Raw genomic sequence first — 16,715 nt, forward strand, 5'->3', positions numbered from 1 at the left:
ATGAGCGACAACACCGCAGGACTGCCCGAGGAACTCGAGAAGATCCACTCGATCATGAAGGGCATCCGCACCACGATGCTGGTGTCGCACGACGCCGACGCCGCGTTGCACAGTCACCCGATGACCACCCAGGAAGCCGAGTTCACCGGCGAGTGCTGGTTCATCGCCGGCGCCGGGTCCGACATCGTGCAGCAGATCACCGCCGACCCCCGCGTGAACCTCGCCTACTCGGGGACCTCGTCCTGGCTGTCGTTGTCCGGCACCGCGACGATCGTCGACGACGTGGCCAAGAAGAAGGACCTCTGGAACACCTTCACCGACGTCTGGTTCGACGGTGGACCCGAGGACCCGAAGGCGGTGCTGATCCACGTCGATGCCGAGTCGGCACAGTACTGGGACACCCCAGGCCGTCTGGCGACGGTGGTCAGCATGCTCAAGGCGAAGGTGACCGGCGACCGTCCCGGAGTCGGTGAATCCGAAGAGGTCCAGCTCGGCTGATCCAACCGGACAGAGGTGCGCGGCGGGCTCCCGGGGAAGTTCACCCGGTCGAGCCCGCCGTGGACCCCCGTTCGCCCGCGCCGGCGCTGCGACCCCCTGGAACCGGCCTGAGTGCCGCCGACCTCGCGGCGGCTGCTCCGCATCCGCCACCTCCGGGCGATGGATTCCAGAGTTTCCGATCGTTCCGAGAACCCTTCGTGCGCGGAGCGTCAACTCGCGGCGGGCGTCGCACGGCGACGTCCACCGTCCCGGCGCCGTGAAGTAACTTTTCGCCGCGCGTGCCCCAAGCGTCGTGCGTAATGTTCGCGATGTTCGACCTGATGGGGGTCGACATCGGAGAGGACACACCATGGAGATCTCCCGGCGCAGGCTGATCACGGCCGCAGCCGCACTCCCGCTCGGCGTGCTGGCCGCCGGAACGTTGGGCACCGGTATCGCCAGCGCCCAGAACTTCGGTATCGGACGGCAGGACGTGCTCGACCGGGCCCGCTACCGCGTCGGCCAGCGCCTGCCCTACAACTCGGACCCGCCCGGCTACACCGAGGGCTATCGCCAGGACTGCTCGGGGTTCACTGCCTTCGCCTGGGCCGCCCCCCAGCCCGGTTACGGCACGTCGGAGATCGAGACCCATGGCGCCTTCCGGATCACCTGGGACGACCTGCAGCCCGGCGATGCGGTCAACAATTCGAACGCTGGATCTGCCGGCCACATCAAGATCTTCTCGCACTGGCTGAACGATGCCGACCGCAACGCCTACGAGGCCATGGAGCACACGGGTGGCGGCGAGTTCATCCGCACGGCGTACCGCAACACGGACTCCGCCAACAACTTCCACCCGGTGCGGTGGAGTGGCGTCGACATCAAGAAGCCGTACGGCCTGATCTCGCAGAAGTGGGAAGCGGGCAACACCGGCGTCATGGGCGAGTCCGTCAACGACGAGTTCAGTACCAGCCCCGCCGGATCCGGCCGGTTCCGCGATTTCCAGAACGGCATGATCATCTGGAAGTCCGGCACCGCTGCGGCCTGGATGATCCACGGCGCGATCTTCGGCTTCTACCGGCAGAACGGTGGCGAAGTCCAGATCGGATTCCCGACCGGCGACGAGTACCCGGAGAGCGGTGGATTTGCGCAGAACTTCGAGCGCGGTGTCCTGCACTGGACCTCCGCTCGGGGTGTCTGGCGCACCTGATCGTCAGCAGCACCCGCAGGACACCCACCGCGCTCCAGCTCGGTGGGTGTCGTCGTCTCCCCGAATGCCCCCTGTGCCGGATCCGCCACTGCCAGACTGTCGGCATGGACGCAACCTCAGCTGGGTCGACGCAGGAGTGGGCGCAGACCCCGACCGAGCAGCTGCTGGTGCGGGCGGCCGGCACGAACGATCCGCAGGACGGTGCGCGGTTCGCCGATGCGCTGATGGACGCCGAGCTGTCCGTCCCCGGCTGGAAGTCGCCCGAGGGCGGCTTCACCCCGATGACGGTCCGCTCCACCACTCCGAACGGCACCCCTGCCTCCGAGGCAGTGGCGTTCACGCATCCCGACCGGATGACGAAGGCGCTCCGTACCCTCGCACCGGACACCACGGACCTGGTGGTCCTCACGGTGCCGGGGCGCGAGCTGTTCGCGCGGGTGGTGCCGACCGGGATGACGCTGCTGATCAACCTGCACAACGAGTACGGCAAGCAGTTCCTGCCCGCCGAGATGTCGGATCGGTTGGCCGGCAGAGAGCCCGGTGAGCGCCACCGGGTCACCGGTGCAGCGACCTCCGTGAAGGTCGGCGAGCCGGCCGTCGTGCCACCTGGCCTGATCGACCGGCTGACTGCGTACTTCGATGCCATCGGTGGCGTCACCCGGGCCCATCTCGGCTGGATCGAGTACCCCGACGGACTGCAGGCCTACTTGCTCGGCGTCGTCGGCACGGCCTCGCGGGAGCGGGTGATCGGCGGGATGGACGCCGCCGCAGGCGATCTGGGCACCAGGGTGATGGACGTCGCCGTCGTCGCGGAGGGGCAGACCACGATCGTCGACGCTGTCCCGCCTTTCTATCGTCGCTGAGATCCGCCGGTGGTCGAGCGACCTGCTGCGGTGGTCTCCTCCGTCGCTCAGGACAGGGAGCAGGACGAAGGAGTCGAGACCCCGGATCATTCGCGACCCGCCCGATAGGCTCATCGTGACCACCGATGGCCAGCCAGGAGATGCCGATGACGACAGACCCGGACGATCAGCGCCGCACCGGCGGTGGCCTGTGGCTGAACGGCGCACCGATCGATGCCGCCACCGGCACTCGCGCGGTCGCCCCGCAAGCCCGCACGCTGAACCTCCTCGCCGGTTCGTTGATGGCCGTGCCGGTCATCCTGGCGGTGGTCCTGGTCGTCATCGGCGGGACTGACGGTGGTGCGCCCGAGCTCCTCCCGACCGTGGTGCCGATAGCCGTCGGACTCCTCGCGGCCGTCGGCATCACCACCATCGGGTTCCGGGTCCGACCCCTCGACCAGGCGGACGTCGGGCGGGGCGCCGAAACCGCTGCGCTGCAACGATTCACGACCAGCTTCTTCCTGCGTTTCGCGTTGGCCGAGATGCCCGCCCTGGTCGCCCTTGCGCTGGCGTTCGCCTTCCCGCCGGTCAACCTGTTCGCGTACCTGCCCGGTGGACTGTTCGCGTTGCTGCTGATGGCGATCTTCGTGCGACCCAACAGATCGAATGTCGGTCGGGTCGAACGGGTACTGGACGAGCGCGGGGCTCGGTCGAACCTGTCGGCCGCATTCGGCTACTGAGCGGAATCGGTGCATGGTGGCTCCAACCTCACCGCTGGGCGGTGGCTGAATGTATGTCGCCGGGCGTGCCCATTGGAAGATCACCCTCGACGATCCCAAGGTGCTGCGGGTGGCGCTCTACATCCGGGAGATCGGTGCCCTGACCCCGCCGACCAATCCCGAGATCCCGCTGCTGGAGCCGGGAACCGACGTCTGGCCGGTGTGGGCGAGGCCCCGCTCGGTGGAACGTCCGCTGGCGCTGTCGCGGGAAGAACGCGGGTCCGCCTCGATCGGGTGGGTCCGCTGGTGGAACCACCTGCTCGCAGTGGGCGCCACGGCGTGGGGGGAGCTGACCGACCCCCGTCTCAATCCCTTCACCGCAACCCCGGAGCTGCGCAGGTTGCTCTCGCACCACCTGGCCGATGCGATGGAATGGGCAACGGCAACGGCAGATGATCCCCGGTTCTGGCGCGACCTGCGGGCTCCCGGTGCTCGGCTGCGGTCGCTGGTCGACGGCATGGAGCAGGAACGGGGAAGGATGGCCCGGCCGTTCTCGTTGCGGGTCACCACGATTCCGGTGGCGGGCAAGCGGGTGTGGCGGCTCGGTGACGATCACCTGTTGGTGACGCACACCCTGCTGCACGACGACGAGATCATGGTCGACTGGCTGCGGAGCGTTGTCCGCGACCTGATGTGACGCAAGAAGTTACCTCTTCTCGCAGGCGATGCCGTCCTTGTCGCCGTCGGACTTCTTGTTGGCGTTGTAGGTCGCGGTGTCAACCTTGAACGTCGTGACCGGCTTGGACTTGCCGGTCACCTTGTCCCGCGCACCCTTGCGGCCGACGCCGTGCTTGTAGACCTTGTTCAGCTCGGTGCAGTTCTTGAACACCCGAGGCGTGGCAAGAGCCTGGGCGACGGAGGCTGCAGCAGCGGGGGTGGCCGGCGCAGCCCCGGCGACAGGCGCTGCCGCGAGGAACAGGCCGGAGCCCAGCAGGGCGGTGGTGAGAGCGGCAGCGAGCGGACGACGAACCATCGGACGAGAACCCCCAGGATGACGAGCGGACGCTGACGCGTCCATCGCGAACGGGACGGGCGCGCCCCGCCGTCGTCACGCGGTTGTGCCCTGAATCACCCGATGGTGGCAGTCCGTCCGCGGGATCCCCGCTCTACGACTGCGGTCGTAGAGCGCTCACAGCACATGCATACCTGGAGCCGATGTGCCCTGAACTGCGGCTTCGTACCGTGGAGTCATCCACCCAGCCCGACCAGGAGGTCCGACATGACCACCAGAGCACTCCTCGCCCGCCCCGACCGTCACCACAGCCTGGTCGGTCCGACCGTCCTGTTGCTGCTGACGTTGATCGCGCTGATCCTGGTCGCCGCCGCCACCCTCTGATCCGGCTGACCGGTCTCGACTCACTCCGTTCGCTCGACCATCGTGAGTCGTGCGTTCGACATCGTGAGTCGTGCGCTCGACCATCGTGAGTCGTTCGCTCGACCACCGAGGACTCCGTTGGTCCCCTCCGACTCCTGCGTCGCTTAGGACAGAGAGCGAGTGAGGGACGAAACGCGTCGAGACCCCGACCTGATGAGGTCCTGCCGGGTCACGGCCCGTCCGCCGCTCCCACGTACTTCGCCCCCGACTGGGTACCTTCCGAAGGTGACACGTCAGCAGCACTCTGCGCCCGGGCAGGACCTGACCTTCCGCGACGACGACGGCTACTGCGATCTGCGCAGCTATGCCGCCATCGGTGACGGTCGGACCGTGGCCTTCGTCGCCGGGGACGGCCGGATCGACTGGCTGCCGCTGCCGGCCGTCGACGCGTCCCCGGCGTTCGCGGCGATGCTCGATGCGCGCAACGGCGGCTTCATCGACCTGCGCCCGGACGAGGAGTTCACCGCCACCCGGGAGTACGTCGCGCAGACCAACGTCCTGCGCACCACGTTCCGCACCGCGTCCGGGTCGGTGGCGATCACGGACGCGCTCACCACGGGCATCGCCGGCCGGTTGCCGTGGGCGGAGCTCGCGCGCCGGATCGACGGCCTCGACGGGACGGTCGTTCTGCGCGCCGAGGTCCGGCCGGGGACCTGCCTCAACACGGTGTCCCCCTACATCGAGGACACCCACTCGGGCGTGCTGCTGCGGGTCGACGGGCTGACCATGGCCGTCCGCACCCTCCATGACGACGGTGTCGAGATCAACGACGCCTCGATCGGGGCCACCTACCGCACGTCCGCCGGATCGCGACACCTGCTGGGCCTCGTGGCCACTGCCGACGAACCGCTGCTCATCCCACCACCGGAGGGACTGGACGAGGGGGTGGATCGCACGATCGCCAACTGGGCCGCCTGGTCGAACAGCTTCTCCGCGACCGGCCGCTGGGCCGACGACGTGCAGCGCAGTGTGCTGACGCTCAAGTTGTTGATCCAGGCCGCGTCCGGTTCGGTGGTGGCCGCGCCGAGCACGTCGCTCCCGGAGAGCCCCTCGGGTGGCAAGAACTGGGACTACCGGCTCGCCTGGGTCCGCGACACCGCCTACACGTTGACGGCACTCTTCCGGTTCGGTCTGCGCGAGGAGACGCACAGTGCAATCAGCTGGCTGATCGAGACCGTGCGCCTGCACGGTCCAGAACCCGAGGTCTGCTACCGGTTGGACGGCACGGTGCCCGGTGCGGACGTGACCGTGTACGACGCCCCCGGGTGGCGGGGGATCGGACCGGTGGTCAGCGGCAACCGGGCCTCCGGGCAGCTGCAGTTGGGGGTGTTCGGCGACCTGTTCTCGATCGTCCAGCTGTACGTCGACCACGGCAACGTCGTGGACGCCGGCACGGCGCGGCTGCTCGCCGAGGTGGCGGACCTGACCTGTGATCGGTGGCGCAACAAGGATGCCGGGATGTGGGAGCTCACCGAGGACCGGCACTACGTGTCCTCGAAGATGGGGTGCTGGAAGGCCTTGGTGGATGCAGCGCACCTCGCCGAGATCGGTCAGTTGCCGGCGGACGGGAAACGGTGGCGCACCGAGGCGGACCGGATCTGCGAGTGGATCGACGCCGAAGGATGGAGCGAGGAGCGCGGGGCCTACGTCTGGTACCCGGGCTCGCAGCAGCTCGACGCGTCGGTCCTGCTGCATGCGGTGAGCGGATTCGACCGCGGCGAGCGGATGAGCAGGACGATCGACGTGCTGCGGGAGGAGCTGGGCGCCGGCCCGCACCTCTACCGCTACTCCGGCGTGCAGGCCGAGGAAGGAGCCTTCGTCGCCTGCGGCTTCTGGATGGTCTCCGCGCTGCATCTGGTGGGTCGCACCGATGAGGCGACGGCCCTGATGGACGAGCTGATCCCGGTGTGCACCAACGATGTCGGCATGCTCTCGGAGTTGATCGACCCGAGCGACAACAGCTTCTGGGGCAACCTGCCCCAGGCCCTGAGTCATCTCGCCCTGGTGAACGCCGCCATCACCCTGGAAGAACCAATCGGCTGATCGATCAACCCCCTACGCCGGTGGTCGAACGACCACCAACCCTGAGGTGATCGATCCGCCGACCCGCGCAGGGTGATCGAGCAAGCGAGGAACGAGCGCGTCGAGGTCCCGATACCTGTTGCGGCGCAGTATATCTGACGGTTCGCACTCCCCGTCGGCATCGCGCCCACGATTGACACCTGCTCCGACCGGGTACCTGATCGTCATGACCTCCGAGACCCGGAACTCAGCGCAGCGAGACCAGTACACGATGGTCGATCCGACCAAGCTCTACGCCGACATCGATCCGCAGGCCATCTCCCAGGACGGTCCCGGGCTCGACTCCGGTCTCCGGGACAAGGCGGACCTGGGGGAGGACAGCTATCGTGGCTCGGGTCGCCTTGCCGGCCGCAAGGCCCTGATCACCGGCGGCGACTCCGGTATCGGCGCCGCCACCGCGATCGCGTTCGCCCGTGAGGGTGCCGATGTGGCGCTCTCCTACCTGCCCGAGGAGCAGTCCGATGCCGACCGCATCCGCGGTCTGATCGAGGACGCGGGCCGCACAGCCGTTCTGCTGCCGGGTGATCTGACCGACCGGGCCTACTGCGCCGACATCGTCACCCAGACCGTCGAGGCTTTGGGCGGCCTCGACATCCTGGTCTGCAACGGCGGCAAGCAGCAGCACGTCGAGAAGCTCGAGGACCTGACCGTCGAGCAGTTCGAGGAGACCTTCGCGACGAACGTCGACGCCCTGTTCCTGACGGTCAAGGCCGCGCTGCCGCACCTGCCGGCCGGATCCAGCATCATTGCCACGTCGTCGATCCAGGCCTACCAGCCGTCGGAGAACCTGGTCGACTACGCCTCCACCAAGGCCACCATCAACACCTTCTGCAAGGGCTTGGCCCAGCAGCTCGCGCCGCGAGGGATCCGGGTGAATGTCGTTGCACCAGGACCGATCTGGACCCCGCTGCAGACCGCCGGTGGCCAGCCGACCGAAGAGCTGCCGGAGTTCGGCGAGCAGACGCCGCTGGGCCGCGCCGGCCAGCCCGCAGAACTCGCACCGGCCTACGTGTTCCTGGCCTCCGGCGAGTCGAGCTACGTCATCGGCGAGACCCTGCACGTCAACGGCGGCATGCCCACCCCGTAGTCCTGCACCATCAGATCGCCCGAGGGTCAGCGCCGACACCGGTGCTGCCCCGCTCGCGTCCGTCAGATCTCGCTGATCCCAGCGACGGAGGAGTGGAGATCCCGTCCGGCGGCCGCGGTGTCGGCTTCGGATTGGCCGCTCACTGTCGTCCCGATGGTCCTCACCCGGTCGTCGGCGCTGGCGTGGCGGCTGCGGCGGCACCACCTCGACGGATCCGGCACCGGGTCGGATGGCGACACCATCCGTACCCAATGGTTCGGTTCCCCGGCACGACGCCGGGAGATCCGCGATCGACGGTGCAGCACCCCGGTTGTCCCGTCCGATGAGTCGGGAGCCGGCCCCGGCGGCGGAATGAGGGTCAGTGCGCTCCCGGTCGTTCCGGTGCGGCCCCGCGCACCGTCTCCGCCGGGTACTTCCGTGCGTTGGCGGCGAGCTTCTCCGCACCTGCGGTGATCAGGTCGACGTCGCAGGCGTCGGCGAGCTGGATCAGGTAAATGAACACGTCGGCCAGTTCCGCGCGCATCCGCCCGGCCAGCGGTTCGGCCGTCACCAGTGCCCCTGCCTCGGCGGCGGGCAACCACTGGATCAGCTCCGACACCTCGCCGACCTCACCCATCATCGCGATGAGCAAGCTCTTCGGGTCGTGGAACTGCCGCCAGTCGCGCTCGTCGGCGAATCCACGGATGTCGGCGTGCAACGCGTCGTAGTCGAGGTGAGGCTGCGGTTCAGGCACCGTGCCAGCATCGCAGAACCGGATGGCGGCGGGTGGGGTGGCGGCCCCCTACGCTTCGTGGATGAAGATCGAGGAGCTCGACTGGGCCGAGACGGAGTGGGGCACCATCAGCCTGCGCCGTCGCCACGACCGCGTCACCGACAAGCTGGTCCATGAGGTCAAGCTCGACGACGACTTCCTCATGTCGAGCCAGTTCACCCTCGGTGAGGAGGAGGTCGCGCGGCTCGGGCTCGCCGCCGTTGTCGGGGATCGGTTGCGGGTCCTGGTCGGTGGGCTGGGGCTGGGCTACACCGCGTGGACCGCGATCCAGGATCCGCGCGTCCACCAGCTCGTCGTCATCGAAGCCCTGCCCCAGGTGATCGGCTGGCACCGCAGCGAACTGTTCGACGACACCCGCGGGCTCGCAACGGATCCGCACGTCCAGCTGGTGCAGGACGACTTCTTCGACCTGGTCCGCTCGGGCCGTACCGAAGAGCCCTACGACGCGTTGCTCATCGACATCGACCACGCCCCTGACTGGCACCTACGTTCCGATCACGGCGATTTCTACACCGAACTGGGACTCCGCTCCGCCGCGTCGATGCTCCTGCCACACGGGGTGCTGTCGTTGTGGTCCGACGAGCCGCCGGAGTCGGTTTTCGTCGCGATGCTGCGCACCGCCTTCGAGCATGCCGACGCGCACGTCGTCACCTTCGCCAATCCCCTGACCGGCGGGGAGTCCACCAACACCGTCTATCTGGGCCGAGGTCCGCGCGGCGCAGGCTGACCTGGGGTCGCGCACGGACGCCGGTCCCGTTCGACCTGCGGGTCACGGAATTGCACCGCCGAGAGGGACACAACTGGCGTCTTTCCACCGCCGTGCCGGCCCGCTCCAGGACCCCCCAGGACGGGGGAATCTCAGTCCAGCGCACGGGCGAGGCCCGGGTGCACCTGCCGATAGCCGTCCAGCAGCGCGCGTCCCACTGCGATCGAGTCGACGAGCGGATGCAGCGCGAACGCCTTCCATGCCAGCTCGGACGAGCGGGTCAGCGCCGCTTCGATCGTCAACTGCTCCACGGCTTTCACCGATGCCATCAGGCCGAGCATGTGTCCGGTCACCGGAGCGATCGGCCAGGGCTTCACACCCTCCGCCGTCACGACGCAGCCGACCTCGATCACCGCTTCGTCCGGCAACTGGGGGACCAGCCCGTCGTTGGCGATGTTGAGGATCATGGTGGCCGGTCGGTCGTTCGCGATCGCCGCCATCAGATCGAGAGCGACCTGCTGGTAGCCGCCCTGCACGTCGTCCATCCGGCGCGCCCCGGCCGCACCGTCGGGACGACTCTCGGCCATGTAGCTGGATTCGCGACGGTGCTGGACGTCCAGCCAGGTCTGCAGCGACCCGCACCCGGCATGCCCGACCTCGGCGTAGAACGCCGACTGTTCCTGCTGCAGGAACTCCCCGCGGGTGTGTTCCGCGGCGCGGATCTTCGCCGTCGCCTCGCGGGTGAAGTAGTAGTAGTACAGATACTCGTTCGGCAGCGCACCGAGCGCTCGCACCCAGTCGTGGCCCATCAGTCGGGCTTCTTCGATCCCGTCCAGCAGGCTGTCGTCGGCGAGCAGCGTCGGCAGCAGGTCGATCCCTTCCACTGCAACGGATCTCAGCCAGCCCAGGTGATTGAGCCCGACGTAGTCGAAGGAGCCGGGCTGCACGGTCTCGAGGGGGGAGCCGGACGCGGCAGCCACCGCCGCGCTGGTGCGGCGCATCAGTCCGATCGGGGTGTCGCAGATGCCGACGACCTTGTCTCCCAACACCTTTCGCATCGCCTCTGTGACGATGCCGGCCGGGTTGGTGAAGTTGATCGTCCACGCTTCCGGTGCGAGCTGCGCGATCCTGTGCGCGAGCGCCGTCATCACAGGTACGGTGCGCAGCGCGTAGGCCAGGCCACCCGGACCGGTGGTCTCCTGGCCGAGCACGCCGAGGTCCAGCGCCACCCGCTCGTCACCGATGCGGCCCCGCAGACCGCCGATGCGGACGGCCGCGAAGATGAAGTCGGCCCCGGTCAGTGCCTCGTCGAGATCTGTCGTGACGGTGAGCCGCGGTGCGTGCGGGAGCTGCTGCGCGAGCTCGGTGATGATCCGGTGGATCACGTCCAGCCGCCCGACGTCGACGTCGTACAACGCGACCTCGTCCAGCCGCACCGGGGCGTCTTGAGCGGCGACGGCCTGGTAGACCTGCGGGACGCGGAAGCCGCCGCCGCCGATGATCGTCAGCTTCATACGGTGAGCACCTCGGCGCCGGCGGAGCGGAACAGCTCCAGCGTGGCGGCGTCGGCGTCGCTGTTGGTGATGAGGGTGTGGATCTCCGACGGCGCGCACACCGTCAGCAGACCGGCACCCGGGTACTTCGATCCATCGGCCAGCACGATGGTGCGCTCGGACGAGGCGATCATGGCCTTCTTCACCGGTACCTCGATCCCGGTCGAATCCATCACGTAGCCGTCCCGGCGGATGCCGCTCGTGCCCATGAAGCAGAGGTGCGCGCGCAGCTGACTCAGCGCCTGTTCGGTGAGGATCCCGACCAGCGAATGATAGGTACGCCGCAGCACCCCGCCGAGCACGATCACCTCGACGTCCTCGTCGTCGCGGAGCTCGTCGACCACCGCGAGGCTGGAAGTGAGCACGGTGATGTGCTTGCCGCGCAGGAATCTCGCCAGCAGGGCGGTGGTGGTGCCGATGTCGATCAGCACCACGTCGCCGTCGTTCACCAGGTTCGCTGCGGCCATCGCGATCCGGGTCTTCTCGGTGAGGGCCTGGTGGGCGGTCTCGCCGAACGGAACCGCGTCCGGCTCCACCGCGCCGCCACCGCGCACGCGTTTGAGCAGCTTGTCCGCGCTGAGCGCGTTCAGGTCGCGCCGGATCGTCGAGGACGAGACCCCGAACTGCCCGGCCAGGTCGTCGACGGACACCTCCCCGGACCTGCGCAGGACCTCGAGGATCTTCGCGTGCCGCGTGACCGTGAGCATGGCGCCGAGCGTAGCAGTCAAAAGCGTGCATTTCCGAGCAACATCAAGTACGGTCCGGGCAACATCCTGTGGACAGCCGGACACCGGGCACTCGCGGTCGGAGCGCCCCTGCAGCGCGGCCCGAATCGGATGTCGGACAGGCATTGTCGAGGTGTGAGGGAAGGTCAACAGGTGGTCAGCGCAGCGAGTACCGGCGAGGCACTGGCGGACGGCCGGTGGGATCCCCTGGCGGGTGTGCGCGCCGCGGACTCACCCGATCTGGACGTCCTGCTGACCGGCTCGGTCTTCCTCGACCTGGTGTTCACCGGACTGGCCGACGTACCCACGCCCGGCACCGAGATCTGGGCCGACGGCATGGGGTCCTCACCCGGTGGCATCTGCAACCTCGCGGTCGCCACCAGCCGGCTGGGGTTGCGTACCGGCCTGGCCGCCGGCTTCGGCGCCGACGTCTACGGCGACTGGTGTTGGGATGTGTTGTCCCGGCAGGAGCACGTCGACCTGAGCCTGTCCCGGCAGTTCGCCGACACCCACTCCGCCGTCACGGTGTCCGTCGCCCACTCCGGAGACCGCAGCATGATCACCCACGGCCATCCGGTGCCGATGAGCGCCGACGAGCTGATCGGCACACCGCCGGCCTCGGCCGCGGCGATCGCCGAGCTCAGCCTGATGACCCACGATGCTGGCACCGAACCCTGGTGGCTGCAGGCCGCAGCCCAGGGTACGAAGGTTTTCGCCGACGTCGGCTGGGACCCGACCGGGGCGTGGGACACCGCCACCCTGGACGCGCTGGGCTCGTGCCATGCCTTCATGCCGAACCAGGTGGAGGCGATGGCCTACACCAGGACCGACTCGCCGCAGGCGGCGCTGCACGCCCTGGCCGATCGGGTTCCGCTGGCCGTCGTCACCTGCGGCGCCGACGGGGCGATGGCGATCGATGCGAGCACCGGCGAACAGGCGCACGTGCCGGCACTGTCGGTGCTCGCGATCGACCCGACCGGAGCCGGTGACGTCTTCGGGGCCGCGCTGGTGCTCGGCTCGGTGGCCGGGTGGTCGTTGGGCGATCGGCTGGCCTTCTCCGCGCTGTGTTCCGCCCTCGCAGTGCAGCAGTTCGGCGGGTCGTTGTCGGCGCCGGGCTGGGGCGACATCAGCGACTGGTGGACCGTGACGAAGGCGTCCGTCGGCGGCGTCGATCCGGACGTCGTCGACCGCTACCGCTTCCTGGATACGCTCGTGCCACCGTTCCCGGTTCGGATGGTCCGCCGCGCACATGCCACGATCGCGACCCAATCGGACCTTCCAGAACTGCACCCGGCCACCCTCAGCTGATCGAACACCGCAGCTGATCGACCACCACATCTGAACGAACACCGCACCTGAACGAACACCGTTGTGCCAGCTCCGTCCCCGCACGTCCCGTCGAACGAAAGCAGGACCCAGCGATGAACTCCCACTCCATCCCGCGATGGCGGATCGGAGCCGTGGCGGCCGTCGCCGTCCTCGGCCTGGCGGCGTGTGCCCCCGGCTCCAGCACGGCCGGCTCCACCACCCCCGCCGCCCCGACCACCGCGGCGCCGTCCTCCTCAGCGGCAACCAGTTCGGCAACCGGCACCGCCGGCTCCGGCTCCGGCTCCGGCTCTTCGAGCGAAGGCCAGAGCAGTAGCCCCGCCGGCTCGAGCTCGAGCGCGCCGTCCAGCGCAGCCGAGCCCGCCATCACCACCGATCCGGTGACGCTGACGGTCTGGGACCAGGAGGTCCGCGGCGGTCAGAACGAGCAGATGAAGCAGCTCAACGACGCCTTCATGAAGAAGTACCCGAACGTCAAGATCACCCGTAACTCGCAGTCCTTCGACGACCTCGCCACCACGTTGCGGCTGGCGCTCACCGACAACGAGGCGCCCGACGTCGTGCAGGCCAACAACGGCCGCAACACCATGGGCGCGTTCGTCACCGCCGGGCAGCTGCTGCCGCTCAACACCTACGCCGACAAGTACGGCTGGACAGATCGGTTCCCGCAGAGCGTGTTGCAGTACTCGACCTACAGCGAGGACGGCAAGACGTTCGGCACCGGAAACATCTACGGTCTGCCGCAGGTCGGCGAGGTGGTCGGCGTCTACTACAACAAGAAGAAGTTGAAGGCCCTCAAGCTCGAGACGCCGAAGACCTGGGAGGAGTTCGAGGCAGCGCTGGCTGCTGCGAAGGCTGCCGGTGAGATCCCGATCGAGCTCGGCAACCTCGACAAGTGGCCTGCCGGGCACGTGTTCGGCCCGATCCAGGGTCAGTTCGTCGCCGCCGACCAGATCACCGATCTGGGCCTCGGCAATGCCGGCGCGAGCTGGAAGACCCCGGAGAACGAGGCCGCCGCCGCGAAGCTGGCGGACTGGGTGAGCAAGGGCTACTTCAACGAGGGTCCCAACGGCACCGACTACGACGCCGCCTGGCAAGCGCTGACCAAGGACCAGGGTGTGTTCCTGATCGGCGGCTCCTGGCTGGCAGCGGATCTGGAGAAGGCCATGAAGGACAACATCGGCTTCTTCGCCCCGCCGCCCCCGGCCGGCAAGACAGTCGCCACCACCGGTGGCACCGGCCTGCCGTTCGCGGTCACCAAGAGCTCCAAGAACCCGGACGTCGCCGCTGCCTACATCGACTTCATCACCAATGATGCTGCGATGGAGGTGCTGGCGAAGACCGGCAACCTGCCGGTGAACCGCACCGCCGAACTGGCTCCGAAGTCCGGTGTCCAGGCCGAGGTGTTCGCTGCCTTCGGTGAGGTCACCACCAAGGGCGCGTTGCTGCCGTACCTCGACTACGCCACCCCCACCGCGGGTGACGTGCTCGGCCAGTCGCTGCAGGATCTCATTGCGGCACAGGTGGATCCGGCGGAGTTCACCCAGCAGCTCGAGGACGACTATGCCGCGTTCGTCGACGGGAACTGACGCACCACCGGCGCGGGGCGAGATCACTCGCCCGGCGCCGGGGCGCGCCGTCAGCAGCAGGACGACCAAGGGTGGATCGACCCGCGGGCGCTGGGGAAAACTCGCGCCCTACGGCTTCATCCTGCCGGCGTTCCTGGTCTACGCGGCGTTCCTGCTCTACCCCCTGCTGCGGTCGGTTCACCTGTCGTTGTTCGACTACGACGGGCTGACGGTCGGCACCTTCGTCGGCCTCGACAACTACGCAGAGGTGTTCTCCAGCAAGGCTCTGCGGGCATCATTCCTGCACGCACTGGTGCTGATCTTCTTCTACTCCGTGCTACCGGTGATGATCGGTCTGGTACTCGCCGCAATCCTCAGCCGGACCAAGGCACGCGGGTTGCCGTTCTTCCGGACGGTGGTCTTCCTGCCCCAGGTGATCGCAATGGTTGTCGTCGCGGTTGCCTGGCGGCAGATCTATGCGCCGCAAGGGTCTTTGAACAGCTTGCTGCGCGACGTCGGCCTCGATTCACTGACCAAGAGCTGGCTCGGCGACTACACCTGGACCCTGCCAGCGGTCGGATTCATCGGGACCTGGGTGTCCACCGGCCTGGTCACGGTGCTGCTGCTGGCCGGCATGTCGCGGATCCCGAGCGACCAGTACGAGGCCGCCCGGATGGACGGCGCGGGCGCCGTGCGGGAGTTCTTCTCGATCACGTTGCCGAGCGTCCGCGGCGAGATCACCGTGGCGCTGACGCTCACCATCATCGCGGCGCTCAAGACGTTCGACCTGATCTACATGACCACCAGTGGCGGGCCGGGCAACACCACCTCGGTGCCGAGCTTCGAGGTCTACCGCCGGGCGTTCAAGACCGGCGAGGTCGGCTCGGCGGCGGCCGTCGGCGTCACCCTGACCGTACTCATCTTCGCGATCAACTTCGCGATCAACCGTTGGGGAGACCGGTCCAACCGATGAAGTCGTCGAATCTGGAACGGGCGGCGAACTACGTCATCCTGATCGCGTTCGCGTTGTTCGCGCTCGGCCCGATGTTCACCATCGTCAAGACCGCGCTGGGCCCGGAGAACGCCGATGCGGCGCAGGACGGGACGAGCCTGCACTGGGGCAACTTCGCCGCTGCGTGGGAGCAGGGCGAGCTCGGCAGGCACCTGACCACCTCGGTGTCCGTGTCGGTGATCGTCGTGGTGGTCGCGGTGTTCTTCTCGATCATGAGCGGATATGCGTTCGGCACCATGCGGTTCAAGGGCGAGCAGGTGCTGTTCTACCTGTTCCTGCTCGGCATCATGGTGCCCACCGAGGCGATCATCGTGCCGCTGTACTTCGACCTGCGCTCCGCCGGCCTCACCAACACGATCTGGGGTGTCGCGCTGCCGCAGATCGCCCAGTCCGTCGCGTTCGGCACCTTCTGGATGCGCACCTACTTCCGCAGCACCAACGTCGCCATCACCGAGGCCGCCCGGATCGACGGTGCTGGCAACCACCGCATCCTCTGGTCGGTGCTGGTGCCGACGGCCCGGCCGGCGATCGTCACGCTCGTGCTGCTCAGCTTCATGTGGACCTGGAACGAGTTCCTCATCCCGCTGGTGATGTCGCCCCGCGGCGAGGTGCGCACCGCACCGTTGGCGCTGGCCATCTTCCAGGGCCAGTACGTGCAGGGCACCACCCTGCTCGCCGCCGCCGCAGTGATCATCGCGCTGCCCGTGGTGATCGTCTACCTGTTCCTGCAGCGCCACTTCATCCGCGGAATGATCGAAGGAGCCGTCCGCGAGTAGCCGGGTTTGCATCATTGCTCGACCACTCCGGTTGTCGAGCAGCGAGGAACGAGCGTGACGAGACACGCTCGGTCGAGTGGGCTCGCAGGCTCACCCGCTCGACCATCGCTGCAGAGGGCTGCGCAGCGCCCACCTCCGCGGTCCCTGAGTGATCGTGCGACTCCCGCTTTGTTGGCGAGAAACTCCGGCGATCGAGCGACGCAGGAGTCGAGATCCCGTCCGTGCACGACCGGCTCTCGCGCATCCGCTGATCGAGAAAGCCCTCCGGTGATCGAGCGAGGGAGGAACGACCGAGTCGAGATCCCGTCCGCACGCGACGGGTTGCTCCTTCCCGGTGATCGAGCAAGCCCCTCGGTGATCGAGCGAGGGAGGAACGACCGAGTCGAGATCCCGTCCCTGCGCGAGGGAGTTCTTCGTGCCGCCCG

16 protein-coding genes are annotated in these 16,715 nt (G+C 68.1%); 12 read left to right on the forward strand and 4 right to left on the reverse strand.

Features of this window, described 5'->3' with window-relative positions; translation table 11 throughout:
- The 5 genes from ABLG96_RS00800 to ABLG96_RS00820 all read left to right on the forward strand — a co-directional run bounded on the left by ABLG96_RS00800 (window position 1) and on the right by ABLG96_RS00820 (window position 3,945).
- Window positions 1-498, forward strand: a complete 498-nt coding sequence (locus ABLG96_RS00800; RefSeq protein ID WP_353649536.1) for a pyridoxamine 5'-phosphate oxidase family protein — start codon at window positions 1-3, stop codon at window positions 496-498.
- A 349-nt stretch (window positions 499-847) separates the two neighbouring features.
- Window positions 848-1,687 carry a hypothetical protein gene (locus ABLG96_RS00805; RefSeq protein ID WP_353649537.1) on the forward strand — a complete coding sequence of 280 codons (840 nt, stop codon included), beginning with the start codon at window positions 848-850 and terminating at the stop codon, window positions 1,685-1,687.
- A 104-nt stretch (window positions 1,688-1,791) separates the two neighbouring features.
- Window positions 1,792-2,550, forward strand: a complete 759-nt coding sequence (locus ABLG96_RS00810) for an enhanced serine sensitivity protein SseB C-terminal domain-containing protein (RefSeq protein WP_353649538.1) — start codon at window positions 1,792-1,794, stop codon at window positions 2,548-2,550.
- A gap of 146 nt (window positions 2,551-2,696) precedes the next feature.
- A complete protein-coding gene (locus ABLG96_RS00815) occupies window positions 2,697-3,269 on the forward strand; it encodes a hypothetical protein (protein WP_353649539.1) in 573 nt (190 codons plus the stop codon).
- 49 nt (window positions 3,270-3,318) lie between these two features.
- Complete coding sequence (locus ABLG96_RS00820) at window positions 3,319-3,945, forward strand: hypothetical protein (RefSeq protein WP_353649540.1); 627 nt, start codon at window positions 3,319-3,321, stop codon at window positions 3,943-3,945.
- Window positions 3,946-3,954: 9 nt separating this feature from the next.
- On the opposite strand, the gene ABLG96_RS00825 is transcribed toward ABLG96_RS00820, so the two are convergent.
- Window positions 3,955-4,281, reverse strand: a complete 327-nt coding sequence (locus ABLG96_RS00825; RefSeq protein ID WP_353649541.1) for an excalibur calcium-binding domain-containing protein — start codon at window positions 4,279-4,281, stop codon at window positions 3,955-3,957.
- A gap of 627 nt (window positions 4,282-4,908) precedes the next feature.
- Here ABLG96_RS00825 and ABLG96_RS00830 point away from each other — a divergent pair.
- Both ABLG96_RS00830 and ABLG96_RS00835 read left to right on the forward strand, forming a co-directional pair.
- The gene (locus tag ABLG96_RS00830; RefSeq protein WP_353649542.1) at window positions 4,909-6,726 is read left to right on the forward strand and encodes a glycoside hydrolase family 15 protein; all 1,818 of its coding nucleotides are present in this window, start codon (window positions 4,909-4,911) and stop codon (window positions 6,724-6,726) included.
- 250 nt (window positions 6,727-6,976) lie between these two features.
- Window positions 6,977-7,852 carry an SDR family oxidoreductase gene (locus ABLG96_RS00835; RefSeq protein WP_353651340.1) on the forward strand — a complete coding sequence of 292 codons (876 nt, stop codon included), beginning with the start codon at window positions 6,977-6,979 and terminating at the stop codon, window positions 7,850-7,852.
- A gap of 358 nt (window positions 7,853-8,210) precedes the next feature.
- Here the strand turns inward: ABLG96_RS00835 and ABLG96_RS00840 are convergent, their stop codons facing one another.
- Window positions 8,211-8,585 (reverse strand): nucleotide pyrophosphohydrolase, encoded by a 375-nt coding sequence (locus ABLG96_RS00840; protein ID WP_353649543.1) that lies wholly within the window; start codon window positions 8,583-8,585, stop codon window positions 8,211-8,213.
- Window positions 8,586-8,646: 61 nt separating this feature from the next.
- On the opposite strand from ABLG96_RS00840, the gene ABLG96_RS00845 reads away from it, so the two are divergent.
- Window positions 8,647-9,351: a spermidine synthase gene (locus ABLG96_RS00845; RefSeq protein ID WP_353649544.1), complete on the forward strand. Its 705-nt coding sequence runs from the start codon at window positions 8,647-8,649 to the stop codon at window positions 9,349-9,351.
- 131 nt (window positions 9,352-9,482) lie between these two features.
- On the opposite strand, the gene ABLG96_RS00850 is transcribed toward ABLG96_RS00845, so the two are convergent.
- Together ABLG96_RS00850 and ABLG96_RS00855 are read right to left on the reverse strand one after the other, a co-directional pair.
- Window positions 9,483-10,844 carry a 6-phospho-beta-glucosidase gene (locus tag ABLG96_RS00850; RefSeq protein WP_353649545.1) on the reverse strand — a complete coding sequence of 454 codons (1,362 nt, stop codon included), beginning with the start codon at window positions 10,842-10,844 and terminating at the stop codon, window positions 9,483-9,485.
- The gene (locus tag ABLG96_RS00855) at window positions 10,841-11,590 is read right to left on the reverse strand and encodes a DeoR/GlpR family DNA-binding transcription regulator (protein ID WP_353649546.1); all 750 of its coding nucleotides are present in this window, start codon (window positions 11,588-11,590) and stop codon (window positions 10,841-10,843) included. The genes ABLG96_RS00850 and ABLG96_RS00855 overlap by 4 nt, the downstream gene beginning before the upstream one ends.
- A gap of 171 nt (window positions 11,591-11,761) precedes the next feature.
- Here ABLG96_RS00855 and ABLG96_RS00860 point away from each other — a divergent pair, with 171 nt between their 5' ends.
- From ABLG96_RS00860 to ABLG96_RS00875, 4 genes are all read left to right on the forward strand, one after another.
- Window positions 11,762-12,916 carry a PfkB family carbohydrate kinase gene (locus tag ABLG96_RS00860; RefSeq protein ID WP_353649547.1) on the forward strand — a complete coding sequence of 385 codons (1,155 nt, stop codon included), beginning with the start codon at window positions 11,762-11,764 and terminating at the stop codon, window positions 12,914-12,916.
- 113 nt (window positions 12,917-13,029) lie between these two features.
- Window positions 13,030-14,523: an extracellular solute-binding protein gene (locus tag ABLG96_RS00865; RefSeq protein ID WP_353649548.1), complete on the forward strand. Its 1,494-nt coding sequence runs from the start codon at window positions 13,030-13,032 to the stop codon at window positions 14,521-14,523.
- Entirely contained in the window at window positions 14,498-15,475 is a 978-nt protein-coding gene (locus ABLG96_RS00870) for a sugar ABC transporter permease (RefSeq protein ID WP_353649549.1), read from the forward strand. Before ABLG96_RS00865 ends, ABLG96_RS00870 begins: the two co-directional genes overlap by 26 nt.
- Complete coding sequence (locus ABLG96_RS00875) at window positions 15,472-16,290, forward strand: carbohydrate ABC transporter permease (protein ID WP_353649550.1); 819 nt, start codon at window positions 15,472-15,474, stop codon at window positions 16,288-16,290. Before ABLG96_RS00870 ends, ABLG96_RS00875 begins: the two co-directional genes overlap by 4 nt.
- Window positions 16,291-16,715: the final 425 nt, after the last annotated feature.

Source organism: Nakamurella sp. A5-74, from assembly GCF_040438885.1.
In the GTDB taxonomy this organism is placed as follows: Bacteria; Actinomycetota; Actinomycetes; order Mycobacteriales; family Nakamurellaceae; genus Nakamurella.